Consider the following 22,631-nt stretch of genomic DNA (forward strand, 5'->3'; position numbering starts at 1 on the left):
AGGGTGTGGCGGGCTGCCTCGCCCTACCCCGTATTCCGCAACCCCGCCGAGATTCCGTTGATCGTCAGCTGAATCCCGCGCAGCACCTGCTCGTCGGGATTCTGCGCGCGGTGCTCTTTCAAGAGCTCGACCTGCACGTGGTTGAGCGGATCGAGATAGGGGAAACGGTGCCGCACCGAGCGCTCCAGCAGCGGATTGCCTTGCAGCAAGCGGTCCTGCCCCATGATGTCGAGCAGCGTCTCGATGCAGGAATGCCACTCGCGGCGGATGCGGCCGAAGATCTTCTCGCGCAAGGCTTCGTCCGGCACGAGCTCGGCATAGCGCGAGGCGATCGCGATCGAGCTCTTCGCCAGCACCATGTCCATGTTCGAGAGCAGCATGCGGAAGAACGGCCATTCCGTGTAGAGTTCTTTCAGGAACGGCATGCCCTTGTCGGGATGCTCCGCAATCCACTGCTCCACGGCGCTGCCGAAGCCGTACCAGCCCGGCAGCATCAGGCGGCATTGCGCCCAGGAGAACACCCACGGGATCGCGCGCAGATCCTCGATCGCGCGGGTCTTCTTGCGCGAGGCCGGGCGGCTGCCGATGTTCAGCGTTGCGATCTCGTTGATGACCGTGGAAGCCCAGAAGTAATCGACAAAGCCCTCGGTCTCGTAGACGAGGCCGCGATAGGCCTTGAAGGCGAGGTTCGACAATTCATCCATCGCAGTCAGGTATTCGCGGCGAGGCGCGCTCTGGCGCGGATGCAGCAGACTTGCTTCGAGCGTTGCCGCGGCGAGGATCTCCAGATTGTTGCGTCCGACCTCGGCGTTGGAATATTTCGACGAGATGATTTCGCCCTGCTCGGTGATGCGGATCTGGCCGTTCACGGCGCCGCCCGGCTGCGCGATGATGGCGTCATAGCTCGGCCCACCGCCTCGGCCGACCGAGCCGCCGCGGCCATGGAAGAGACGCAGCCGCACATGATGGCGCTCGAATACCTCGACGAGGCCGATCTCGGCCTTGTAGAGCTCCCAGCCCGAAGTTACGAAGCCGCCGTCCTTGTTCGAGTCGGAATAGCCGAGCATCACCTCCTGCACGCTGCCGCGGCTGTCGACGAGGCGGCGGTAATCGTGCAGCGACAGCATGCGGTCCATGATGCCGCTCGAGGCCTGCAGATCCTCGATGGTCTCGAACAGCGGCACGATGTTGATGGCGCTGCGCCCTGAAGGATGGACCAGGCCCACTTCCTTCAGGAGCACGGCGACCTCGAGCATGTCGGACATGCCCTTGCACATCGAGATGATGCATTGGGGAATGGCATCCGAGCCGAATTTCGCATGCGCTTCCGCGGCGGCATGGAAGACGTTGAGCTCGCCCATGGTCTCGTCGCTGTACTTGACGAAGGGCGACACCAGCGCGCGCGTCGAGCGCAATTCATTGGTGAGCAGCGAGATGCGCGCGTCCTCGCCGAGCGCGAGATAGGACATGCCGGGGTTGGCGGCGTCCATCAGCTCGGCAATGGTGCGCTCGTGCACTGCCGAGTTCTGGCGGATGTCGAGCCGCGCCAGATGGAAGCCGAAGCAGTCCACCGCGCGCCGCAAATGCCGCAACCGGCCGCGGGCGATAACGCGCGCGTTGTTGGAGATCAGCGAGCGATGCAGCACGTCGAGATCGGCCTGCAGCTCCCTGACACTCTCGTATGGCGCCGCTTTGCCGACCGGCCGGCGCGTGATCTCGACCTCGAGCTTTTCGGCCGTCGCGGTCAGGCGCGCATAGATGCCGGAAACCGCAAGGCGATAAGGCTCGCCGCTCCGGTGCGGCGAGGTGTCCGGCGAGCGCTCCGCCAAGGTGCGCAGCTCCTCGGAGACGTCGGCGAGATGCGCCGCGATCGACAGCTCCGAGCCGAGCACGTGCAACTCGTTCAGATAGAACTGCATCACCCGGCTCGACTGCAGCCGCAGCGTGCCGCGCATCACGTCGGCGGTGACGAAGGGATTGCCGTCGCGGTCGCCGCCGATCCAGCTGCCCATGCGCAGGAACGAGGCGAGCTCGCTCGCAGCCTGTTCGCCGCGCTCGTCCAGCCGGTCCTCCAGCGCGTTGATCAGGCGTGGCACCTCGCGCAGGAAAGTGTAGTCGTAGAACGACAGGCCGTTGGCGACCTCATCGAGCACGGTGAGCTTGGTCCGGCGCAAGAGATTGGTCTGCCACAGCGTCAGCACCTCGCGGCGGAGCTGCTCGTCGCTGGCGTCGGCCTCCTCCGCTGTCATGGCGACCCGCTCGCGGCGGTCGAGCAGGGCTGCGATCTCCATCTCGCGGTCCATGGTGCTCTTGCGGCGGACCTCAGTCGGGTGCGCGGTCAGCACCGGGCTGACCAGCGCGGTCTTGAAGAAGTTGCGCAGCTGGTCAGGGCCGATGCCGGCGTCCCTGGCATGGGCGAGCGTTTCCGCCAGCACGCCGGAGCCGCCACTCCTGGCGGCGCTGCGCGCGCGCATCTGGCGAATGTTGTTCTGGTCCTCGGCGATGTTGGCAAGGTGCGAGAAATAGCTGAAGGCACGGACGATCCGCACCGTCTCGGAGATCGACATGCTATCGAGAATCTGCTCGAGCTCGCGGCGGGCGAGCCGGTCCTCATCGCGGTGAAAACGGATCGAGGTCTGCCTGATACGCTCGACCAGGTCGAATACGTCGGCCCCTTCCTGGTCGCGGACGGTGTCGCCGAGGATGCGCCCGAGCAGGCGGATGTCGTCCCGCAGCCGCGCATCGGCCTCCATCGCCTGGACGTCCTCAGGGCGATTGGGGCGATGCTCAGTGGGGTCGGATGGTACGGTCTGGAGGGACATGGCTCGCTCCCCTTCAAGCGCTCTCTTGAAGAGCTGGCTCGGCTCCCCGGTCGGGAGGAGTGTGCGCTATTTTTCTACCGCAGTGCAAGGTGAAGTTGGGGGCGGTGCACACTGCCGGCGAGGCTCGCGTCCCGGACGCGCTGCAACGCCCTTGGCGTTGCGGGCGTTGCGGCGCAGAGCCGGGACCAGGAGCCGAAGAGCACATCGCCGCATTCTGGGCCCCGGCTCTGCAGTGCATCACGCCGCACCGGACGATGCCTTGCATCGCCGGGGGCGCGCTGCGCTGCGTCCGGGGCACAAGAAAACAATCAGTCTTTCAACAAGCATGTCTTCGCGGTCTCGCGGCGCGCTCCGCCCGAGCTCTGCTGACCGTTTCGCCCTCATCGAGAAGAAAGGGCGCAGGGAAGGCCGGGCGCCGGCTGGCACCCAGGGTCCGCACGCGAGAAACGCACGCGTGTTGACCACAGGTGATGCCGGGCTCCCGGCCTTCCCTGCGCAATGGTTTTACGGCTTATGGCGCGCTCTTTTCCCTGCACGTGGTGTACTGACAAAGCGAGGGTCTCGGCTTCACGAGGGTCTTCGGAGCTGTCGCGAGAGAGCGATCTCGGCCTCCGCCTCCTTGATTGTGTCGAGAACGTTTTTCACGGAGGCTTCCAGATTGGATACGAGATCTGGATCGGCCTCGATCCGCGGTGGACAAAGTAAGTAGACGGGGCGAGCATCGCCAACTTGTGCTTCGGAGCGACGCGTCGCAGCATAGGCTAACACGCGTTGGGCATACCTATGGCGAATGAGCAATGGGACAAAACCAAGTGCCACGAGTGCCATCATCATGACCAGCCCTTCGAGTGACCTCGTTATCGACGCGTCGTGATGTTCGATGATGGATGGCGGGCTGACTTGAGCGACATCCGCGTCTACGAGTGCCGTGCCGATCGTTTCCTCGCTTTTGCGCTCGATCGCGGGTGGCGATGTGACCTTAACTACATCCGCCGGGACATCTACCGGCGCCGCGCCAGTCCTTTGCTCTTCCTGACGCTCGATCACGGATGGCGGCGCTGCCTGAACTTCGACCCGCGAGCGATTTACCGGTCCGCTGGCAGCTGTCGCATCATCGCGCCCTCGGCGATGGGCGTCCACTGAGGTTCGCGCCCCGAACGATTGCACAGATTTCTGGTCCGACGATATCTTCCGCATTTCGTGCGGCTTGATCCTTGTTCGCTGAGCCTTGTGAAGCCTGTGGAGATCAGATGAGGGCGCTGCGTACCTCCACATATCCCACCGCAGCCGGGGCGCGCGTTCGCGGAACCCATAAAAAAAAGTATCGCCACGAACCCAACCACCGCGAGGCCAAGCATTGCTTCTTTGGATCATCTGCATGTTCGTGCCCAGCCGGCTCGAGTAGGGCAAGCTGGATGCACCAGCATAATCATGGCCCCCGCCATAACCGCCACCGGCACCGCCGTTCGCGGATCCAGCACCACCAGCGTCACCCCCACCACCGCTGCCGGCACCACCAGCGCTTCCTGCACCACCGCCGCCAGCTCCAGCACCTCCCGCGCCACCGGCACCACTGCCGCCAGCTCCAGCGCCTCCCGCGCCACCGGCACCACTGCCGCCAGCTCCGGCGCCACCGGCACCACCGCTGCCAGCTCCACCTCCAGCTCCAGCGCCACCGGCACCACCGCCGCCGCCGCCACCACCGCTGCCGCCACCACCACCGCTGCCGCCACCACCACCGCTGCCGCCACCACCACCACCACCACCGCCGCCACCACCACCACCGCCACCACCGCTCCCGTGGCCAAAGGCCTGGGTGATGACCGGCGGGTTAATCAAGGTGATCAACAACGCTGCTATGACAGTAGACTTGATCACCGATCTGAGCATATCTGCCTCCAATGGCGCCCTATTTCTTTGGCGCGGCAGCACTCTTCAGAGGCCCAGAAGCGGAACGGGGCCGAGTTCATCAAGCTAGCGGTGCTTGCTGTTGCCCGACCTAGCTTTTCATCAGGTGAAACTCGGGTCGAGCTTCTGCTCAGCCTCAAGCACTCGTTCGCGAAGCGCTTCCAGTTCGGCGAGCTGAGAAGCGAGCGCTTCGAAACGGTGACGAAGAAGAGCGGCAGCGGCATCCACCCAGGGATTGCCCGCCGGCACCTTGGCCGACTTGAGAAGATCGGCCCGGGCCAGGGCCGCCGGGGAAGTCTGGAGATGATGGAGACCACTCATGGCCGGTCCTCCGCGTGGCGACGTACCGAGGGTTCGAACCTCCGAAGGTTCTCCACCGATTTCGTCGCGAGAAGAGATGAGCAGTAAGGCCGCGCCCCGGTCGGCGACCCTCAGCTAATCTTCACCGCGTTTGTGATGATAGTGTTTATGGGCCCCCGCGCCCTCCCCGCCACACGCCGCGACCGAGTTTGATCTCGAAAGCAGCATGGTTACGGCAGGAGGAGTTACGGCCGCGAATTTTCCGCAGGTCTTCAAAAACTCGCGCCGGTATTTGTGTTCGGATGAGGACATCGAGCCCCTCACGGTTGCTGCAATTAAACCCCCATCGAGCTCCGAATTAATTAAATTACGTTAATTCATTTCAATCACTAAATATAACAGAACCCCGGTTCCCGCCAGAAACCGGCTTTCGCATTCTAGTGCTTCGCCGGGGAGTTCTTTGCCGGTTCGTTCGGGTTTGCTTTTGCTCCTTGGCCGAGCTGATCGAGCCGCTTTTCGAGTTCGCGCTTTTCCGCAAGGAGCCTCGCAGCGAGGATCTGATCGACCTCAGTGTGAAGCGCCCACAACTCATCGATGGACATCGCGTCAAGGTCTTCTCGATCCATGCCAGCCAGCTCCATTCCGATAGAACGAGCTTGGGCCACCAGGGCACGTGCGCCCGCAACGCCCTGCCCCAAAAGCTTGCTCGGGTATCGTGGCACTTTATACGATTTAATGTCTTCAATATTAAATTAGGTTAAATCAAAGTGGTTAACTTTCTTCCTGTCATGTACGTGAGATGCGCGAGACGAGCAGCCCGAAAACGACGTGTCGGACGGACAGGCGACGACCGGCATGGGTCCACAAGCCGTCAATGATGGCCAAACCGCGCGACTTCCGCTCTGCCGTCGAAAGCCGACGTTCACGGTCACGGGCCTATGCCGGCACGATCACCTTGCCGATCGGCCAGAGCGCGATGCCTGCAAGCTTCAGATGGGCCCAGGCGAAGGGGATGCCGATGATCGTGACAGCGAGCACCAGTGCGGTCACGAGGTGGCCGAGCGCCAGCCACCAGCCGGCCAGCATGAACCAGATGATGTTGCCGATCACCCCGAGCGGGCCGGTGCCGATATCCTCGACACCCGTGACCTCGTAGCGGCTGACCGCCTTTGAACCGAACGGCAGCAGCGTGTAGACCGCGATGTTGAAGGCCGCCCGCGCCCAGGGCAGGCCGATGATGGTGATGGCCATGATGATCGCGGCGATCAGCCAGCCAAACGCCATCCAGGCGCCTCCGATGAGGATCCAGACGATGTTGAGGAGGATGGAGACGGGGGTCATGACATGATCCGGAGGTGGATGACGCCATCTATATAGGATCGAAATCTGTCCCTGCTAAGACGCTTCAATGCCCGCAAGACGTAGATCCGGATGGAGCGAAGTCTCGTAGGCAAAGGGGCCCTTGCGACGTGCCCACGATCTGTCTCCGTCAGCGAATTTGGTGGGCACGCGCGTCCGCCTTCGCTCTTCGAGCGACGGCGGACGCGCGTGCCCACCCTTACGGCATCACCTCAGATCTTCCGTCCCGCCCGCTCCCAATAGGGATCGCGCAGGCGGCGCTTGAAGATCTTGCCGGAGTCTTCGCGCGGCAGCTCGGTGCGGATCTCGATGTGCTTGGGCACCTTGTAGTCGGCGAGATGCGCCTTCAGCGCGGCGCGAACCTCGGCTTCATCGAGCGTGACGCCGGCTTGCGGCTCGACCACCGCCATCAGCGCCTCGCCGAATTCGGCGTCGGGGATGCCGAACACCGCGCAATCATGCACGCCTGATACCGCGTGCAGCACGGACTCGATCTCCGCCGGATAGATGTTGACGCCGCCCGAGATCACCATGTCGCGCTTGCGGTCGCAGATGAAGACGTAGCCGTCTTCGTCGATATAGCCGACATCGCCGGAGGTGATGAAGCCGTCGCGGTCGATCTCGGCGCGCTTCTCCGGCTTGTTGTGATAGGTGAAGTCGGCCAGCTCCGCCATGCGGGAATAGATCTCGCCGATCTCACCCACGCCGAGCACGCGGCCGTCCTCGCCGATGAAGCGGAGCTCGGCGCCGGGCGATATCTTGCCGACCGTGCCGGGCTTCTTCAGCGCGTCCTCGGAGGTCGCAAACGTCACGGCACTGGACTCGGTCGAGCCGTAGAATTCGTAGATCACCGGTCCCCACCACTCGATCATGGCCCGCTTGACGTCGGCCGGGCACGGCGCGGCGGCATGGATGACGTGGCGCAGCGACGAGACGTCGTACTTGTTGCGGACTGCCTCCGGCAGTTTCATCAGGCGGATGAACATGGTCGGCACCATGAAGATGGTGTCGATTTTGTATCGCTCGATCGCTTGCAGAAATTCTTCCGCCTCGAACCGCGGCATCAGCACCAGTACCCCGCCGAGCTTGCCGGCGCGGATGCCGAACGAGTTCGGCGCGGAATGATAGAGCGGGCCCGGCAGCAGCGCGCGGGCCCCGGGCTTCAGTCCATAGATCATCGCGCGCATGCGCTCGCCGGCGGCCTGCTGCTCCGGCGTCGGCGCCTTCCGCCGGACGCCCTTGGGATGGCCTGTCGTGCCCGAGGTGTAGATCATGTTCATGGGCTGCGGCACGACCGGGCCGTCATAGGGCTGCTGCTGCGCGAGCCAGGATTCGAAATCGATCGCGAAGCTAGGCGTCGCCAGATGAGCCGGATCGATCTTGTAGTTGGAGCGGATCTCCGGCGGCGTCGGCACGCTGAGCACGGTGACGCCGCGCGGGATCGCATCGCGCAGCGCGTGCAGCATGTCGGCGTGCCCGATCAGCACGGACGTGCCGGTGTCGTTCAAGATGTAATTGATCTCCTCCGGCTTGAAGTGCCAGTTGATCGGCACGCCGTAGGCGCCCAGGCGCATCGCGGCGTAGGCGGCTTCGAGGAAGGCGATGTCGTTGCGCATCAGCATGCAGACGCAATCGCCTTGCTTGACGCCGATTTTGGCAAGGCCGCTCGCGATGCGGTCGGCGCGATCGGCGACTTCGGCATGGGAACGGCGGCGGTCGCCGGAGACGATGCCGAGGAATGGGGACGTTTCGCTCATTTTGTTTTTCTTTGTTGTTGTGTTGGTCATTCCGGGGCGGCTCGGAGAGCCGAACTCTGGTGCGCAATTGCGCACCCGAGGTCTGGTCCTTCGGACCATCCCGGAACGACAAGGGCTAATCCGCGAACTTCGGCGCACGCTTTTCCAGGTTGGCGCGCACCGCTTCGGTCTGGTTGGGGCTGCCGATCAGCTTCTGCTGCTCGACGGACTCGGCGAGCAGCGCCGGGCCCGGATCGACCAAGAGATTGTTCAGCAACCGCTTGGCCGCACGGATCGCATCGGGGCTCTTGCCGGCGATCTCGCGCGCGGTCTCCAGCGCCGCGGCGCGCGGGTCATCGCAGATGCGCGTGGCGAGCCCATACGTCATCGCCTCCTGGGCGGAGAAGATGCGGCCCGTGTAGGTGAGGTCGCGCAAGACGTCGTCGCGCACCAGTGAGGCCAGGATCGGCGTGCCCGCCATGTCAGGGACGAGACCCCATTTGATCTCCATGATCGACATCCGCGCATCGGGCGCCAGGAAGCGCATGTCGGCGCCGAGCGAGAGCTGGAAGCCGCCGCCGAAGGCAACGCCGTGCACCGCCGCGATGACCGGCACCGGAAGCTGGCGCCAACCCCACACTGCCTGCTGCGGAAAATTCGCCTTGCCATGCGTGCGCACCGTGAGATCCCGATTTTCGCCACCCGGAATTCCATCGCCGCCTTTCTCCTTCATGGCGGCGAAACGCCCCATGTCGAGCCCGGCGCAGAAGGCGCGGCCTTCACCTGAGAGCACGACGACGCGGACACTTTTTTCCCTGGAAAGTCGGTCGGTTGCGGCAACGAGGGCCTCGAACATCGGCTGATCCAGCGCATTCATCTTGTCGCTGCGCACCAGTCGCACGTCGGCGACGCCTTCCGAGATCGAGATCGAGACGCGATCTTCCATGGACGAATTCTCCCTGTTCTTGTTCAGTGCCGCTTTACAGGACGCTGGAGGCCGGATTTAGTCAATCGACCAATTAACTGACAATCCCTACGGGGGAAACAGCCATGTTCAAGGAAAATCTTCTGGCCGGCCGGCGCATTCTCGTGACCGGCGGCGGCACCGGTCTCGGCAAGTCGATGGCGGCGCGCTTCCTCCAGCTCGGCGCCGAGGTGCACATCTGCGGCCGACGCAAGATCGTGTGCGACGAGACCGCGACCGAGCTGATGGATCTCTATGGCGGCCGCGTCACCAGCCACGGCGTCGACATCCGCAATGCGCTCGCGGTCGAGGAGATGATCGAGACCATCTTCCGCGATGGCCCCCTCACCGACCTCATCAACAACGCCGCCGGCAACTTCATCTCCCGCACCGAGGAGCTCTCGCCGCGCGGGTTCGACGCGGTCGCCAATATCGTCATGCACGGCACGTTCTATGTGACGCATGCGGTCGGCAAGCGCTGGATCGCCTTGAAGCAGCCGGGCAACGTCGTGTCGATCACCGTGACCTGGGTGCGCAACGGCTCGCCTTATGTGGTGCCGTCAGCGATGAGCAAGTCGGCGATCCACGCCATGACGATGTCGCTGGCGACCGAATGGGGCCGCTACGGCATCCGCCTCAACACGATTGCCCCCGGCGAGATCCCGACCGAGGGCATGAGCAAACGCATCAAGCCGGGTGACGAGGCCGGCGCGCGCACCAAGGCGATGAACCCGATGGGCCGCGTCGGCACCATGGAGGAATTGCAGAACCTCGCGGTGTTCCTGATCTCAGGCGGCTGCAACTGGATCAACGGCGAGACCATCGCCATGGACGGCGCCCAGGCGCTGGCCATGGGCGGCAATTTCTACCAGCTGCGCGACTGGAGCGACGAGGACTGGAAGACCGCGCGCGAGAGCATCATGGCGCAGAACGAAAAGGACCGGGCGAAGCGGGGCTAGTTGTGTCGCCCGAATGAAGGCGTGAGGAGCTGACGCCCCCTCACGCCACCCTCACCTGTCATCCCCGCGAACGCAGGGACCCATAACCACAGAAGTTAGCTTGGCGAAGATTGGCAATGACCAGTCTTCGCCAAATTGCGTTTAGGGGCTATGGCTCCCGGATTGCGCTCCGCTTCGCTGCGCTTGTCCGGGACGACCGCGGGGCTCCCCACCTTGTCTTCACCCACAGATGCCGCCAAACTCCCCCGCAATAAAAGCAAAACGTCACGGGAGAAACATGTCCACACAGAAACTGGCTGACCTCGCCGACATGGTGCGTGAGCGCGCCAACAGCCGCGGCGATGCCATCGCCTACGAGTTCGAGGGCCGCCTCACCAGCTTTGCCGAGTTCGACATCAAAACGAACAAGGTTGCCAACGCGCTGATTGCAATGGGCTTGAAGAAGGGTGATCGCGTCGCCTATCTCGGCAAGAACAGCGATCTCTATTTCGAGCTGCTGTTGGGCGCGATCAAGGCCGGTGTGGTGATGGCGCCGGTGAACTGGCGGCTCGCGGGGCCCGAGGTCGCTTTCATCGTTTCGGATTGCAAGGCGCCAGTGCTGTTCGTCGGGCCGGAGTTCATCACACAGGTTCGCCAGATCAGGGATCAGATACCGGGCGTGCGCACCGTCATCACCACCGAGGGCGGCGCGCCGGAGTGGCGGGATTTTACGGCGTGGCGCGATGCACAGAGCGGCGACGATCCAAAAGTGCCGATCGACACGAAGGACATCGCGATCCAGCTCTACACCTCGGGCACCACAGGCAAGCCGAAAGGCGCGATGCTGAGCCACGCGAACTTCCTCAACCTCATGCAGACAGGCAATGCCGAGGACAAGCCGGAGTGGAACCGGTGGTCGACCGACGACGTCTCGCTGGTAGCGATGCCGATCTTCCACATCGGCGGCTCAGGCTGGGGCGTGATGGGGCTCTATCACGGCGCCCGCGGCGTGATCGCGCGCGAGTTCGACCCCACCAAGGTTTTGGATTTCTTCGAGCAGTCGGGCATCACAAAACTGTTCATGGTGCCGGCGGCGATGCAGTTCGTGGTGCGGCAGCCGCGGGCCAAGACGATGGACTTCTCGCGGCTGAAATACATGCTGTACGGCGCCTCGCCGATCCCGGCGGCGCTGCTGAAGGAGTGCATCGAGGTGTTCAAATGCGACTTCGTGCAGCTGTACGGCATGACCGAGACGACCGGCACCATCGTCGCGCTGCCGCCTGAGGACCATGTCGAGGGGCTGGAGCGGATGCGCTCGGCCGGCAAGGCCCTGCCGGGCGTCGAGATCGCGATTCTGGACGCCGACGGCAAGCCGCTGCCGCCGCGCCAGGTCGGCGAGATCGCGACGCGCTCGGGCTCCAATATGGTCGGCTACTGGAATTTGCCGGAGGCCACCGCTGCGACGCTGCGCAGTGACGGGTGGTTGCGCACGGGCGATGCCGGCTACATGGACGAGGACGGCTACCTCTACATCCACGACCGCATCAAGGACATGATCATCTCCGGCGGCGAGAACATCTACCCCGCCGAGGTCGAGAGCGCGCTGTGCGATCATCCTGATATCGCGGAAGCTGCCGTGATCGGCGTGCCCGACGACAAATGGGGCGAAGCGGTGAAGGCCGTCGTGGTGATGAAGCCCGGCAAACAGGCGACTGCCACCGACATCATCAATTTCACCCGGACGCGCATCGCCGGCTACAAGACGCCGAAGAGCGTTGAGTTCCTGCCGGCGCTGCCGCGCAATCCGAGCGGCAAGATTTTGCGGCGGCAGTTGCGCGAGCCGTATTGGGCGGGGAAGGATCGACGGGTGAATTAGCCCCGCTGCGAGCGAAGCAATCCCAAGTCCCTCCGAGGCAACATTTCTGGATGCTTCGCTGCGCTCGCAATGACGCTAATGCTTCCCCGGCCCCATATAGCCGAACAAGAAACCCGCCACTTTCCGCATCTGGATCTCCTCGCTGCCCTCGGTGATGCGATAGCGGCGGTGATGGCGGTAGACGTGCTCGAACGGCTTGTGGCGTGAGTAGCCCATGCCGCCATGGACCTGCATCGCCCGGTCGGCGGATTCGCAGCAGAGGCGGTTTGCCCAGTAGTTGCACATCGAGACGCGGTCGGAGAGCGTGCGCTCGATCTGCTCCTCGGTGAGCTGGTCCATCTCCCAAGCGGTCTTGCGGATCAACAGGCGCAGCATCTCGGCTTGGGTGGCGAGCTCGACCAACGGGAACTGGATCGCCTGGTTTTCCGCGAGCGCCTTGCCGAACGGTTTTCGTTCTCGGGCGTATTTCACACTCTCGTTGATGCAGTAGACGGCCGCTCCCAGCGAGCTCGCGGCCTGGCGGATGCGGTTCTGGTGCACGAAACATTGCGCCAAGGAGAGGCCGCGGCCGACCTCGCCGAACAGCGCATCCTCGGGCACGAACACATCGGTGAAACTGACGCGCGGATGGTCGGTCGGCATGTTGAAGGTCCACATGTATTCCTCGACCTTCACACCGGGGCTCTTGGCCGGCACCAGGAAGCAGGTGATGCCGCGGGCATCGCCGTCATTGCCGCCGGTGCGCGCGAACAGCGCACAATGGGTGGCGACGTGCATGCCGGTGGTCCACATCTTCTCGCCGTTGATGATCCAGCCCTTGACGTTGTCGCGCGTGGCCGGCACCGCGCGCGTCTCCATGTGGGTGGCGTCCGAGCCGTGATGCGGCTCGGTGAGGCCAAAGGTGATGCGGTACTTGCCCCTGATCGAACCGTCGATCATCGCCTTCTGGTCGTCGCGGCCGTAACGGTCGAGCATGGTGACGACGGGGAAGTTACCGACGATCGAGTGCTCGTTCTGGAGATCGTTGTGCAGGCCGAGGCCCTTTGCGGCAAAATGCTCGCGGATCACGGCCATCCAGAGGTTGGAGCCGTCCTTCCCACCATATTGCTTCGGCACCGGGAACCGCAGATGGCCGGCGGCGTCGGCGAGATCCTTGGCCTTGCGCAGCAGCGCTTCCCATTCATGCCGCGGCAGACCGCCATTCTCGAAATCCGTGCGCGCCCATTCGCGGCGATGATCGAAAAAGCGGATGTTGTCCTCGGCCTTCTCCAGCGGCTTGATCTCGCGTTCGATGAAACGGTCGAGCTCTCCGAGATAAGCGACGAGATCGGCAGGCAATGAGAAATCCACGGTTCTCTCCCGGATTGATTTTCGTTTTGCGTTGAGGCGCTAGGCGCGTCTTTGCTTCGCATGATTAAGGTGAGAAGAGCCTCGCCAAGTCAAGCGAGCCGAGACGTGCCGGCGGCGCAAGGCGCACCTACGCAATTCGATGGTGCTCGAGCGGCGACGCGCGCTAGTATGACGCCGATATTCCTTCACAAGAAAATGCGGGAGCCGCGCGATGGAGCTGAACTTTTCCAAGGTGGAACGCAAGGGACCGATCACGATCGTGACGCTGTCGCGGCCCGAGGTCTACAACGCGCTGCATACCGATGCGCATTTCGAGCTGCAAAAAGTGTTCGACGATTTCTCCGCCGATCCCGAGCAGTGGATCGCGATCGTCACGGGCAGCGGCGACAAGGCGTTCTGCGCCGGCAACGATCTGAAATGGCAGGCCGCCGGCGGCAAGCGCGGCTGGGACAAGGGCGGCTTTGCCGGCCTCACCTCGCGCTTCGACTGCGACAAGCCGATCATCGCCGCAGTGAACGGCGTTGCCATGGGCGGCGGTTTCGAGATCGCACTGGCCTGCGACCTCATCATCGCCGCGGAGAACGCAACCTTCGCGCTGCCCGAGCCGCGCGTCGGCCTCGCCGCACTCGCCGGCGGCCTGCACCGTCTGCCGCGGCAGATCGGCCTCAAGCGCGCCATGGGCATGATCCTCACCGCGCGCCATGTCAGCGCAAAGGAAGGTCTTGAGCTCGGCTTCGTCAATGAGGTGGTGCCACAGGGCGAGGCGCTCAACGCCGCGCTGCGCTGGGCCGAGATGATCGCCAAGAACTCGCCGATGTCGATCCGGGCCTCGAAGCAGGCCATCCAGCGTGGGCTTGGCGTGTCGCTGGAGCAGGCGATCGCCGAGCAGCGGGAGTATCCGGCGGTCAAGGCAATGGTGGCCTCGCAGGACTATATCGAGGGTCCGAAAGCGTTTGCGGAGAAGCGGCCGCCGAAATGGGTCGGGAAGTAGCGGCTCCGCTCCTCACGATGAGACGCCCGACACCATCTGTGTCATGCCCCGGCTTGACCGGGGCATCCAGTGCGCCGCGGCTTCTCCGTATCTCGCTGCGGTCTCTGGAATACTGGATCGCCGGCCCTCGCGGGCGATGACGGCGGAGGTTGAGGCGCCGCCTACCCGCCTCGAGACAGCTCCCGCTTGTAGGACGCATAATTCGGCTGATCGACGGCGAGCTTGTCCATCGTGGTCGCCCACAGATGCTCGGCGAGACCGGGCGTTGTCAGATCAACCTCGCCTTGGGCGATGCGCTCGGCGAGCGCGCGGTTGAGCTCGGTGACCGAGCCGTCGATGCCAAGCAGCGTACGCAGGCGCTCCACCTCCGCAGCGTCGCTCTCCTTCTCCCGCGTCAGCTGCCGCGTGACGAGCTCGAGGATGTTGATGGCGACGCGCAGCTTGAAGGCCTGGTGGCCGGAAATCAGCGGCGTGATGTCGCTCCGGAGGAAATCGGCGACTGCTTTCGTCAGCTCGATGGGCGTCGGTTCATCCTGCATGCGTCAGCTCCCGCGCGGCGCCAAGAGCCGCAACAGATCGATCTCGGTCTCCGAGGCGCGGCGGCCGATCATGGCGCGCTCCATGGAATGGTCCGGCCCTTCGCGAAACCGTTGCATCATGCCGCCGCACATGATGCCCCAGCGCAGCGTCCCCATCACTTCCCAGAATTTTACGCGCGCCGGATCGACCTTGCGGCCTGCGGCCTCATAGCCCGCGAACAATTCCTCGCGCGTGCCAAACCCACCGACCGGCTTGTCGATCTCGCCAAAGCGCCAGGAATTGACGCAGACCCAGCCGAGATCCTCCATGGGATCGCCGAGATGAGCGAGCTCCCAGTCGAGCACCGCGCGAACGCCGTCCGAGCCGATGATGAGATTGCCGTTGCGGAAATCGCCGTGCACCAGCGTGGTCTCGGCCGCGGGACCGGGATCGTGGTCGCGCAGCCAGCGCAGTGCCAGCTCGAACACGGGCTTGGGCCAGTTCAGGCTACGATAGTCGCGCTCGAACTCGCCGATCTCCTGTGTCGCCCCCCGGCTGCGCAGCGCAGGCAATTCGTCTTGCGGCAGCCTGTGGAGGCCAGCGAGAATGCCGCCGATCTGCCGCGCGAGAAGCGGCCGCGCCGCCGCGTACTCCTCATCGCGAAGAATCTTGCGCGCGATGGTCTCGCCCTCGACACGCTGCATGATGAAGCCGGTGCCGAGCTCGTCCTCCGGCGTGAGCACATGCATCACGCGCGGGGACGGCACGCCGGCCTCATAGGCGAGCTGCATCAGCTGCGCTTCAGCACCAAGGCCCGCTGCACGCGTCGGTGCGGCGCCATAGCCCTTCGGCGAGCGGCGCAGGATCGCACCGATCGGACCATCGGGATGCACGATGTCGAAGCGCCAGGTCTCCTGGCTCGCGCCGCCGGACAGTTTTGCGGCGCCTGTGACGCCGGTCGCGCCCGGGCACCAGCGCGCGACGCTGCGCGAGAGCTCCGCCTCGATCATTTGCCCTTGAACTGCGCGGGACGCTTCTCCAGGAACGCGCCGACGCCCTCGCGGAAATCCTGGGTGTCGCCGGCGCGGAGCTGGCACTGGAATTCGAGATTGAGCTGATCCTCGAATGAGTTTTCCGGGCTGTCCCAATAGAGCTTGCGGATCAGTGACAGCGCGACCGTGGGGCCGCTGGCGAGTTCGCGTGCGAGCTTCATCGCCTCCTCCATCAGCACGCCGTCGTCATAGACGCGGTTGACGAGGCCCCACTCCAGCGCCTTCTCGGCCGGCAGCCGCTCGCCCATCAGCGACAATTCGATCGAGCGCGCGCGGCCGACGAGACGCGGCAGGAGCCAGGTCGAGCCGCAGTCCGGCACGAGGCCGATGCGGCGGAAGGCTTGCAGGAAGTAGGAGGAACGCGCGCACAAAATCATGTCGCCGAGCAGCGCGAAACTCATGCCGGCGCCGGCAGCCGGGCCGTTGACCGCGGTGACGATCGGGCAGTGCAGGTTGCGGATGCGGCGCAGGAAGGGGTGAAAACCCGTCTCGAGCGTCAGGCCGGCCTTGGTCTTCTTCGACTGGTTGTTGCGGCCTTGAAGATTCGCGCCGGTGCAGAACGCGCGGCCCGCGCCGGTCAAGACGACGCAGCGCACCTCGTCCTTCTTCTCTTCGATCGCGTCGAGCGCTTCGGCGAGACCTCCCAGCATATCCACGGAGACCGCGTTCATCACCTCCTGATGGTCGAGCTTGAGGATCGCGACCGAGCCATCGAAATCGAGCGTGACGTGTTTGAACTGCATTGTTTCCTCGTCAGTTGCGGCCGCGATGTTTCGCAGACCGGAATTAGTTTTTGCCGGAGTGCATATTTGATTTTTGTCGCGGTCTTGTCCATGGTGATCAGAGCATAGCAAGCAATCTTGCGCGCAGCGGCTGACGGGCCGCAGACCAAAAAAAGGAAACGCGCCATGACCATTTTCGACCTCTCCGGCCGCGTCGCCGTGATCACCGGCGGCAACGGCGGCATCGGGCTCGGCATCGCGCAGGCGCTTGCGACCCAGGGTTGCAACGTCTCGATCTGGGGCCGCAATCCCGACAAGAACAAGAGTGCCGCCGCGAGCCTGGCCGACCTTGCCGGCAAGGTCGACACCCGCGTCTGCGACGTCACCGATCCGGCCTCGGTCAATGCGGCGATGAAGGCGACGCTCGACACCTACGGCCGCGTCGACGGCTGCTTCGCCAATGCTGGCATCGGTGGCGGCGGCCGGCGCGCCTTCATCGAGCGCACCGAGGAGGAATGGCGCACGATGTTCGCGACCAATCTCGATGGCGTGTTCCACGCGTTCCAGGCCGCGGCGAAACACATGACCGATCGCGCCAATGCAGGCGATCCCTTCGGCCGGCTGGTCGCGACCTCGAGCCTCGCCTCGATCTTCGGCACGGCGCGCAACGAGCATTATGCCGCGACCAAGGCCGCCATCAACGCGCTGGTGCGCGCACTCGGGGTCGAGCTGGCGCGTTACGGCGTCACCGCCAATGCGATCCTGCCAGGCTGGATCAAGAGTGACATGACCGCAGGGCTCATGGCCAACGACAAGTTCGTCGCCAACGTGATGCCGCGGATTCCGATGCGGCGCTTCGGCGAAGCCTCCGATTTCGGCGGCATCGCGGTGTATCTGATGAGCAAGGCGTCGTCGTATCACACGGCGGATACGTTCGTGATCGACGGCGGCTATACGGCGTTTTGATTTTCGTAGCCCGGATGGAGCGCAGCGCAATCCGGGACCGGCGTAACCGTGAGGCAAGACCCGGATTTCGCTGCGCTCCATCCGGGCTACAACACTGAGGGAATGGGCAAATGTTCTCGCACATCATGGTCGGCACCAACGACCTCGACAAAGCCAAGGCGTTCTACGACCAACTGCTGGGCACGCTCGAGGTGCGGCCAGCCAAGGTCGACGGCCATCGCATTTTCTATATCACCAAGACCGGCGTGTTCTCGGTGTCGAAGCCGATCAATGGCGAGCCAGCGACCTGCGCCAACGGCGGCACCATCGGCTTTGCCGCCAATTCGCCTGAGCAGGTCGACAGATGGCACGCCGCGGGCGTCGCCGCTGGTGGAACGCCGATCGAAAATCCGCCCGGCATCCGGGAGGGCTCCGGAGTGAAGCTCTATCTCGCTTACTTGCGCGACCTCGACGGCAACAAGATCTGCGCGATGCATCGGATGGCGAACTGATCGCTCAGGATGCCGTCATTCCCCGCGGAGGCGGGGAATCCAGTACGCCGCAGCTTCTCGGTTCAATCGCTGCCGTTTCGGAGTACTGGATCGCCCGATCAAGTCGGGCGATGACAGCGGAGAGTGAGGCGCGGACCTGCCGCTTCCCTACGCCGCCCCATTCAAACAACATTTCAAACGTCCTCGCGATATTCCATCGCATGGCATGGCTTGCGCGCAAAATGCGCGCTCGCACTTTGGCAGCGCTGCGACTATTCTTGCGCCCAGAACGATCTCAGCGTCCCCGGGAGGAACAATGACAAAACACACCTACATTCCCCGCACCACCAATTACACGCTCAATCCCGGCGACGAACTCAACGACCTCAGGATGTCGGACCAGGTCCGGCCGCTCTATGACCACGTCAAGAAGTTCATCCGCGACACCGTCGAGCCGATGTCGATCGAGTTCGCCAAGGCGGGCGAAGGCAAGGAGGATCGCTGGAGTTTTACGCCGAAGCAGCTCGAGGTGCTGGAGAAGGCCAAGAACAAGGCCAAGCAGGAAGGCCTCTGGAACTTCTTCCTGCCCGATGACGAGACCGGCCAGGGCTTGAAGAATCTCGATTACGCCTACATTGCCGCCGAGCTCGGCAAGAGCCCGCTGGCATCGGAGACCATGAACTGCTCGGCGCCCGACACCGGCAACATGGAGGTGCTGGAGCGCGTCGGCACCGAGGAGCAGAAGGAGAAGTGGCTGAAGCCGCTGCTCAACGGCGAAATCCGCTCGGCCTATGTCATGACCGAGCCGAACGTCGCTTCCTCCGACGCCAAGAACATCTCGACCACCGCGAAGCTCGTCGGCGACGAATGGGTCATCAACGGCGAGAAGTACTACATCTCGGGTCTCGGCGATCCCCGCTGCAAGATCCTCATCGTGATGGTGAAGACCAATCCGGACGCGCCGCCGAGCAAGCAGCAGTCGCAGATCCTGGTGCCGCGCGACACGCCCGGCGTCGAGGTGCTCGGCCCCATGTACGTGTTCGGCCAGGATCATGCCCCGCGCGGCCACATGCACATGCGCTTCAACAATGTGCGCGTCCCGAAGGAGAACATCCTGCTCGGCGAAGGCCGCGGCTTCGAGATCTCGCAGCTCCGCCTCGGCCCGGGACGTATCCATCACTGCATGCGCACCATCGGCAAGGCCGAGAAGGCGCTCGACCTCATGGTGCAGCGAGGCCTCACCCGCGAAGCCTTCGGCAAGAAGATCGCCCATCTCGGCGGCAACATGCAGATCATCGCGCAGGCGCGCTGCGAGATCGAGGCGATGCGGCTGATGGTGCTGAAGGCGGCGAAGGCGATGGACGTGCTCGGCAACAAGGAGGCTCGCGTCTGGGTCTCCATGGTCAAGGCCATGGTGCCGGAGCGCGCCTGCAAGATCATCGACCAGGCGATCCAGATGCACGGCGCCACCGGCATCTCGCACTGGACCCCGCTCGCGGAGATGTACCAGGACGTGCGGCACCTGCGCTTCGCCGACGGTCCGGACGAGGTGCACTGGATGGTGGTCGGACGCCACGAGCTGAGCATGGCGTGAGTCACGAGGTGCCGTAGAGTGGGCAAAGGCGCGCTCTTCGCGCCGTGCCCACCACCGTGACCTCGCAAGAAGTGGTGGGCACGCTTTCGCTTTGCCCACCTTACACCGTTCGAACTACATCGCGGGCGCGAGCTTGTCCTGCGTCTTGGTCTCGAAATCGGATGCGTCGTGACGCTCATGGAGCTGGCTGGCGGGGTCGCCGGAGATGCGGTTGACCATGCGGCCGCGCTTCACCGCCGGACGCTTGGCGATCTGGTCGGTCCAGCGCTGCACGTTCTTGTAGTCCTGTACCGAGAGGAATTCGCCGGCGCCATAGACCAGCCCCTTGGCGAGCGCGCCATACCAGGGCCACACCGCCATGTCGGCGATGGTGTACTCCTTGCCCGCGAGATATTCGTTGTCGGCAAGGCGCCGGTCGAGCACGTCGAGCTGGCGCTTGGTTTCCATCGCGAAACGGTCGATGGCATATTCGATCTTGGTCGGCGCATAGGCGTAGAAATGGCCGAAACCGCCGCCGAGATAGGGCGCGCTGCCCATCTGCCAGAACAGCCAGGACATCGCCTCGGCGCGGGTCTTGATGTCCTTCGGCAGGAAGGCGCCGAACTTCTCGGCGAGGTAGAGGAGGATCGAGCCGGACTCGAACACACGGATCGGCTCGGGGCCGGAACGATCCATCAGCGCTGGAATCTTGGAATTCGGATTGATGTCGACGAAGCCGCTGCCGAACTGTTCGCCGTTGCCGATCCTGATCAGCCAAGCGTCGTACTCGGCCCCCTTGTGGCCGAGCGCCAGGAGTTCCTCCAGCATCACGGTCACCTTCACCCCGTTCGGCGTCGCCAGCGAATAGAGCTGGAGGGGATGCTTGCCGACCGGCAGCTCCTTGTCATGGGTGGGGCCGGCAATGGGCCGGTTGATGTTGGCGAACTGCCCGCCATTCTCCTTGTTCCAGGTCCAGACTTTGGGCGGCACGTAAGGGGTGTCAGTCATGCAAGGGCTCCGGCGGAAAGATGCGCCTGCATTAATTAGCCCGCGAACGGCCGATGACAAGGGCGCCGAAATGCATTGTCGGATGGGCCAACTCCACGTTTTGTCATGGCACCCCTCCCCCATCTCATTTCGGGGCACCCGCAGGGCGAGCCCGGAATGACGGCGCCACCTAGGACGCCGCGGCTTGCGGCTGCTCCTCGTGCTTCATCACAAATCCTTCATATCCCTTCGCGGCGACCTCCTCGCAGATCCGCCGGTAAACGCCGACGCCGCCGATATAGGGCATGAAGATGCGCGGCTTGCCGGGGACGTTGGCCCCCATGTACCAGGAATTGGCCTGCGGATAGAGCGTGCCGTGGGCGATCTCGTTGACATGCGCCACCCATCTCTCCTCGGCTTCCCTGCCCGCCTCCATCGTCGCGAGGCGCTGCTTGCGCATGTGGACGAGGCCGTCTGCGATCCAGTCGACATGCTGCTCGATCGACACGATCATGTTCGACAGGACCGAGGGGCTGCCCGGGCCAGTGATGATGAAGAGGTTCGGAAAGCCCGCGCTCATCAGGCCGAGATAGGTCTTTGGACCTCCCGCCCATTTCTGCTTCAGCGTCTGCCCGCCACGACCCAAAATGTCGATCCTGGCGACGGAGCCGGTCATCGCGTCGAACCCCGTCGCAAGCACCAGCGCATCGACCTCGTGGTCCTTCCCCGCGACGCGCACGGCGTTTGCGGTGATCTCTTGAATCGGATTGATCTTGATGTCGACCAGCGAGACGTTGGAACGGTTGAAGGTTGCGAAATAGTCGGTGTCGACGCAGATGCGCTTGGTGCCGATCGGATGGCTGTTCGGCTGAAGCAGCTTTGCGGTCTCAGGGTCCTTCACGATCTCGGCGATCTTGCCGCGCACGAAATCCGCCGCGGTGTCGTTCGCGGCCCGGTCGAGGGCGAGATTGTTATAGGCGTACATGAAGGTGAGCCCGCCGCGCTCCCAGCGCGCCGAATACTTTGCGCGCCTGACATCGTCGTCGTCATCGAGCGCGCCACGATCCGGCTGCGCGGCATAGATGCCATTGCGGGCGACCACGCGGGCGAAGCGACGGATTTCGGGATAGTTCCTGCGGAACGCGCTGCGTTCCTCAGCGGTCAGCGCGGCGTTGCGGGCCGGAACGGAGAAATTGGCTGTACGCTGGAACACGGTGAGATGCTTCGCCTGCTCGGCGATGACGGGTGCCGACTGGATGCCCGATGATCCCGTGCCGATCAGGCCGACGCGCAGGCCCGTGAAGTCGACCTCTTCATGCGGCCAGTTGCCGGTGTGGTAGACGGGCCCCTTGAAATCTTCGAGCCCCCTGATGTCGGGCTTGCGTGCATTCGAAAGGCAGCCCGTGGCAAGCACGACGAACTGCGCTTGAACGGTCTTTCCGTCGGAGATCGTCACCGACCAGCGCTCCGCGCGTTCGTCGAACACAGCGCGCTCGACCCGGGTGTTGAACTGGATGTCGCGACGCAGATCGAAGCGATCGGCGACGTGATTGGCGTATTTCAGGATCTCCGGTTGCGGCGCGTAGCGTTCGCTCCAGTCCCATTCCTGCTGGAGCTCTTCGGAGAACGAGTAGGAATATTGCATGCTCTCGACGTCGCAGCGCGCGCCGGGATAGCGGTTCCAATACCAGGTGCCGCCGACGCCGCCGCCCTGCTCGTATATGCGTGCGGAGAAGCCGAGCCCGCGCAAGCGATGCAGCATGTACATGCCGGCAAAGCCGGCGCCGACGACGACCACATCGTAGGCCTCGGCGGCGCGGGCGGGGTTCGATTGCGCTGACGACATTGATTGGCGCTCCCTGATTTTTCTGTTGTTGTACGCCAGCATTTGCTTTCGTCCTCGAAAGCGCAAGAGGCAAATCGGCAGGCTCTGGGCTGCTTATTTTGTAGAGCGGAATGGCTCATCCGCTTCGTGGCGCCTGTACGCAAGATGCGCCGCCAAATCCGGATTGGCATCGCGGGCGACGATGGGCTAGCGTCGCGGGGCCTTCGCAAGCAAAGCAACAACAGCAACGCGGAAGGCTGCTGCCGGGAGAGA

General features: G+C 63.9%; 20 protein-coding genes. 6 read left to right on the top strand and 14 right to left on the bottom strand.

Going from position 1 to position 22,631, the window contains the following annotated elements; genetic code table 11:
- Positions 1 to 23: 23 nt before the first annotated feature.
- From ppc to BRAD3257_RS26095, 8 genes are all read right to left on the bottom strand, one after another.
- Complete coding sequence (gene ppc / locus BRAD3257_RS26060) at positions 24 to 2,822, bottom strand: phosphoenolpyruvate carboxylase (protein WP_122404243.1); 2,799 nt, start codon at positions 2,820 to 2,822, stop codon at positions 24 to 26.
- Between the two features lie 567 nt (positions 2,823 to 3,389).
- Positions 3,390 to 3,869, bottom strand: coding sequence for a hypothetical protein (locus tag BRAD3257_RS39790; RefSeq protein ID WP_122404244.1), 480 nt, complete (start codon positions 3,867 to 3,869; stop codon positions 3,390 to 3,392).
- A 323-nt stretch (positions 3,870 to 4,192) separates the two neighbouring features.
- Positions 4,193 to 4,612: a hypothetical protein gene (locus BRAD3257_RS40545; RefSeq protein WP_181956123.1), complete on the bottom strand. Its 420-nt coding sequence runs from the start codon at positions 4,610 to 4,612 to the stop codon at positions 4,193 to 4,195.
- A gap of 220 nt (positions 4,613 to 4,832) precedes the next feature.
- Complete coding sequence (locus BRAD3257_RS39350; protein WP_129143533.1) at positions 4,833 to 5,051, bottom strand: hypothetical protein; 219 nt, start codon at positions 5,049 to 5,051, stop codon at positions 4,833 to 4,835.
- Between the two features lie 416 nt (positions 5,052 to 5,467).
- Positions 5,468 to 5,656, bottom strand: a complete 189-nt coding sequence (locus tag BRAD3257_RS40550) for a hypothetical protein (RefSeq protein WP_181956124.1) — start codon at positions 5,654 to 5,656, stop codon at positions 5,468 to 5,470.
- A 310-nt stretch (positions 5,657 to 5,966) separates the two neighbouring features.
- Positions 5,967 to 6,371, bottom strand: a complete 405-nt coding sequence (locus BRAD3257_RS26085; RefSeq protein WP_122404246.1) for a YccF domain-containing protein — start codon at positions 6,369 to 6,371, stop codon at positions 5,967 to 5,969.
- 230 nt (positions 6,372 to 6,601) lie between these two features.
- Positions 6,602 to 8,146 (bottom strand): acyl-CoA synthetase, encoded by a 1,545-nt coding sequence (locus BRAD3257_RS26090; RefSeq protein WP_122404247.1) that lies wholly within the window; start codon positions 8,144 to 8,146, stop codon positions 6,602 to 6,604.
- Between the two features lie 115 nt (positions 8,147 to 8,261).
- Positions 8,262 to 9,071 (bottom strand): crotonase/enoyl-CoA hydratase family protein, encoded by an 810-nt coding sequence (locus tag BRAD3257_RS26095; RefSeq protein ID WP_122404248.1) that lies wholly within the window; start codon positions 9,069 to 9,071, stop codon positions 8,262 to 8,264.
- A gap of 104 nt (positions 9,072 to 9,175) precedes the next feature.
- Here BRAD3257_RS26095 and BRAD3257_RS26100 point away from each other — a divergent pair, with 104 nt between their 5' ends.
- Both BRAD3257_RS26100 and BRAD3257_RS26105 read left to right on the top strand, forming a co-directional pair.
- Complete coding sequence (locus tag BRAD3257_RS26100) at positions 9,176 to 10,048, top strand: SDR family oxidoreductase (protein ID WP_122404249.1); 873 nt, start codon at positions 9,176 to 9,178, stop codon at positions 10,046 to 10,048.
- A gap of 277 nt (positions 10,049 to 10,325) precedes the next feature.
- Positions 10,326 to 11,903: a fatty acid--CoA ligase gene (locus tag BRAD3257_RS26105; protein ID WP_122404250.1), complete on the top strand. Its 1,578-nt coding sequence runs from the start codon at positions 10,326 to 10,328 to the stop codon at positions 11,901 to 11,903.
- Positions 11,904 to 11,978: 75 nt separating this feature from the next.
- Here the strand turns inward: BRAD3257_RS26105 and BRAD3257_RS26110 are convergent, their stop codons facing one another.
- Positions 11,979 to 13,253 (bottom strand): acyl-CoA dehydrogenase family protein, encoded by a 1,275-nt coding sequence (locus BRAD3257_RS26110; RefSeq protein WP_122404251.1) that lies wholly within the window; start codon positions 13,251 to 13,253, stop codon positions 11,979 to 11,981.
- Positions 13,254 to 13,464: 211 nt separating this feature from the next.
- Between BRAD3257_RS26110 and BRAD3257_RS26115 the strand changes: the two genes are divergently transcribed.
- On the top strand, positions 13,465 to 14,244 hold the full coding sequence (locus BRAD3257_RS26115) for an enoyl-CoA hydratase-related protein (protein ID WP_122404252.1): 780 nt from the start codon (positions 13,465 to 13,467) through the stop codon (positions 14,242 to 14,244).
- Between the two features lie 161 nt (positions 14,245 to 14,405).
- Here the strand turns inward: BRAD3257_RS26115 and BRAD3257_RS26120 are convergent, their stop codons facing one another.
- Genes BRAD3257_RS26120 through BRAD3257_RS26130 form a run of 3 tightly spaced genes read right to left on the bottom strand, consistent with a single transcriptional unit; the run spans position 14,406 to position 16,558 of the window.
- Entirely contained in the window at positions 14,406 to 14,783 is a 378-nt protein-coding gene (locus tag BRAD3257_RS26120; RefSeq protein ID WP_122404253.1) for a DUF6285 domain-containing protein, read from the bottom strand.
- Between the two features lie 3 nt (positions 14,784 to 14,786).
- Positions 14,787 to 15,773 carry a phosphotransferase family protein gene (locus BRAD3257_RS26125; RefSeq protein WP_122404254.1) on the bottom strand — a complete coding sequence of 329 codons (987 nt, stop codon included), beginning with the start codon at positions 15,771 to 15,773 and terminating at the stop codon, positions 14,787 to 14,789.
- Positions 15,770 to 16,558, bottom strand: a complete 789-nt coding sequence (locus BRAD3257_RS26130; protein WP_100230120.1) for an enoyl-CoA hydratase/isomerase — start codon at positions 16,556 to 16,558, stop codon at positions 15,770 to 15,772. The genes BRAD3257_RS26125 and BRAD3257_RS26130 overlap by 4 nt, the downstream gene beginning before the upstream one ends.
- 165 nt (positions 16,559 to 16,723) lie before the next feature.
- On the opposite strand from BRAD3257_RS26130, the gene BRAD3257_RS26135 reads away from it, so the two are divergent.
- From BRAD3257_RS26135 to BRAD3257_RS26145, 3 genes are all read left to right on the top strand, one after another.
- Entirely contained in the window at positions 16,724 to 17,503 is a 780-nt protein-coding gene (locus BRAD3257_RS26135) for an SDR family NAD(P)-dependent oxidoreductase (RefSeq protein ID WP_122404255.1), read from the top strand.
- Positions 17,504 to 17,613: 110 nt separating this feature from the next.
- Complete coding sequence (locus BRAD3257_RS26140) at positions 17,614 to 17,994, top strand: VOC family protein (protein WP_122404256.1); 381 nt, start codon at positions 17,614 to 17,616, stop codon at positions 17,992 to 17,994.
- 295 nt (positions 17,995 to 18,289) lie between these two features.
- Positions 18,290 to 19,567: an acyl-CoA dehydrogenase family protein gene (locus tag BRAD3257_RS26145; RefSeq protein ID WP_162500368.1), complete on the top strand. Its 1,278-nt coding sequence runs from the start codon at positions 18,290 to 18,292 to the stop codon at positions 19,565 to 19,567.
- A 114-nt stretch (positions 19,568 to 19,681) separates the two neighbouring features.
- On the opposite strand, the gene yghU is transcribed toward BRAD3257_RS26145, so the two are convergent.
- Positions 19,682 to 20,554, bottom strand: a complete 873-nt coding sequence (gene yghU / locus BRAD3257_RS26150; RefSeq protein WP_122404258.1) for a glutathione-dependent disulfide-bond oxidoreductase — start codon at positions 20,552 to 20,554, stop codon at positions 19,682 to 19,684.
- 169 nt (positions 20,555 to 20,723) lie between these two features.
- On the bottom strand, positions 20,724 to 22,379 hold the full coding sequence (locus tag BRAD3257_RS26155) for a flavin-containing monooxygenase (protein ID WP_122404259.1): 1,656 nt from the start codon (positions 22,377 to 22,379) through the stop codon (positions 20,724 to 20,726).
- Between the last annotated feature and the right edge of the window lie 252 nt (positions 22,380 to 22,631).

It is taken from the genome of Bradyrhizobium vignae, assembly GCF_900324035.1.
In the GTDB taxonomy this organism is placed as follows: domain Bacteria; phylum Pseudomonadota; class Alphaproteobacteria; order Rhizobiales; family Xanthobacteraceae; genus Bradyrhizobium; species Bradyrhizobium vignae.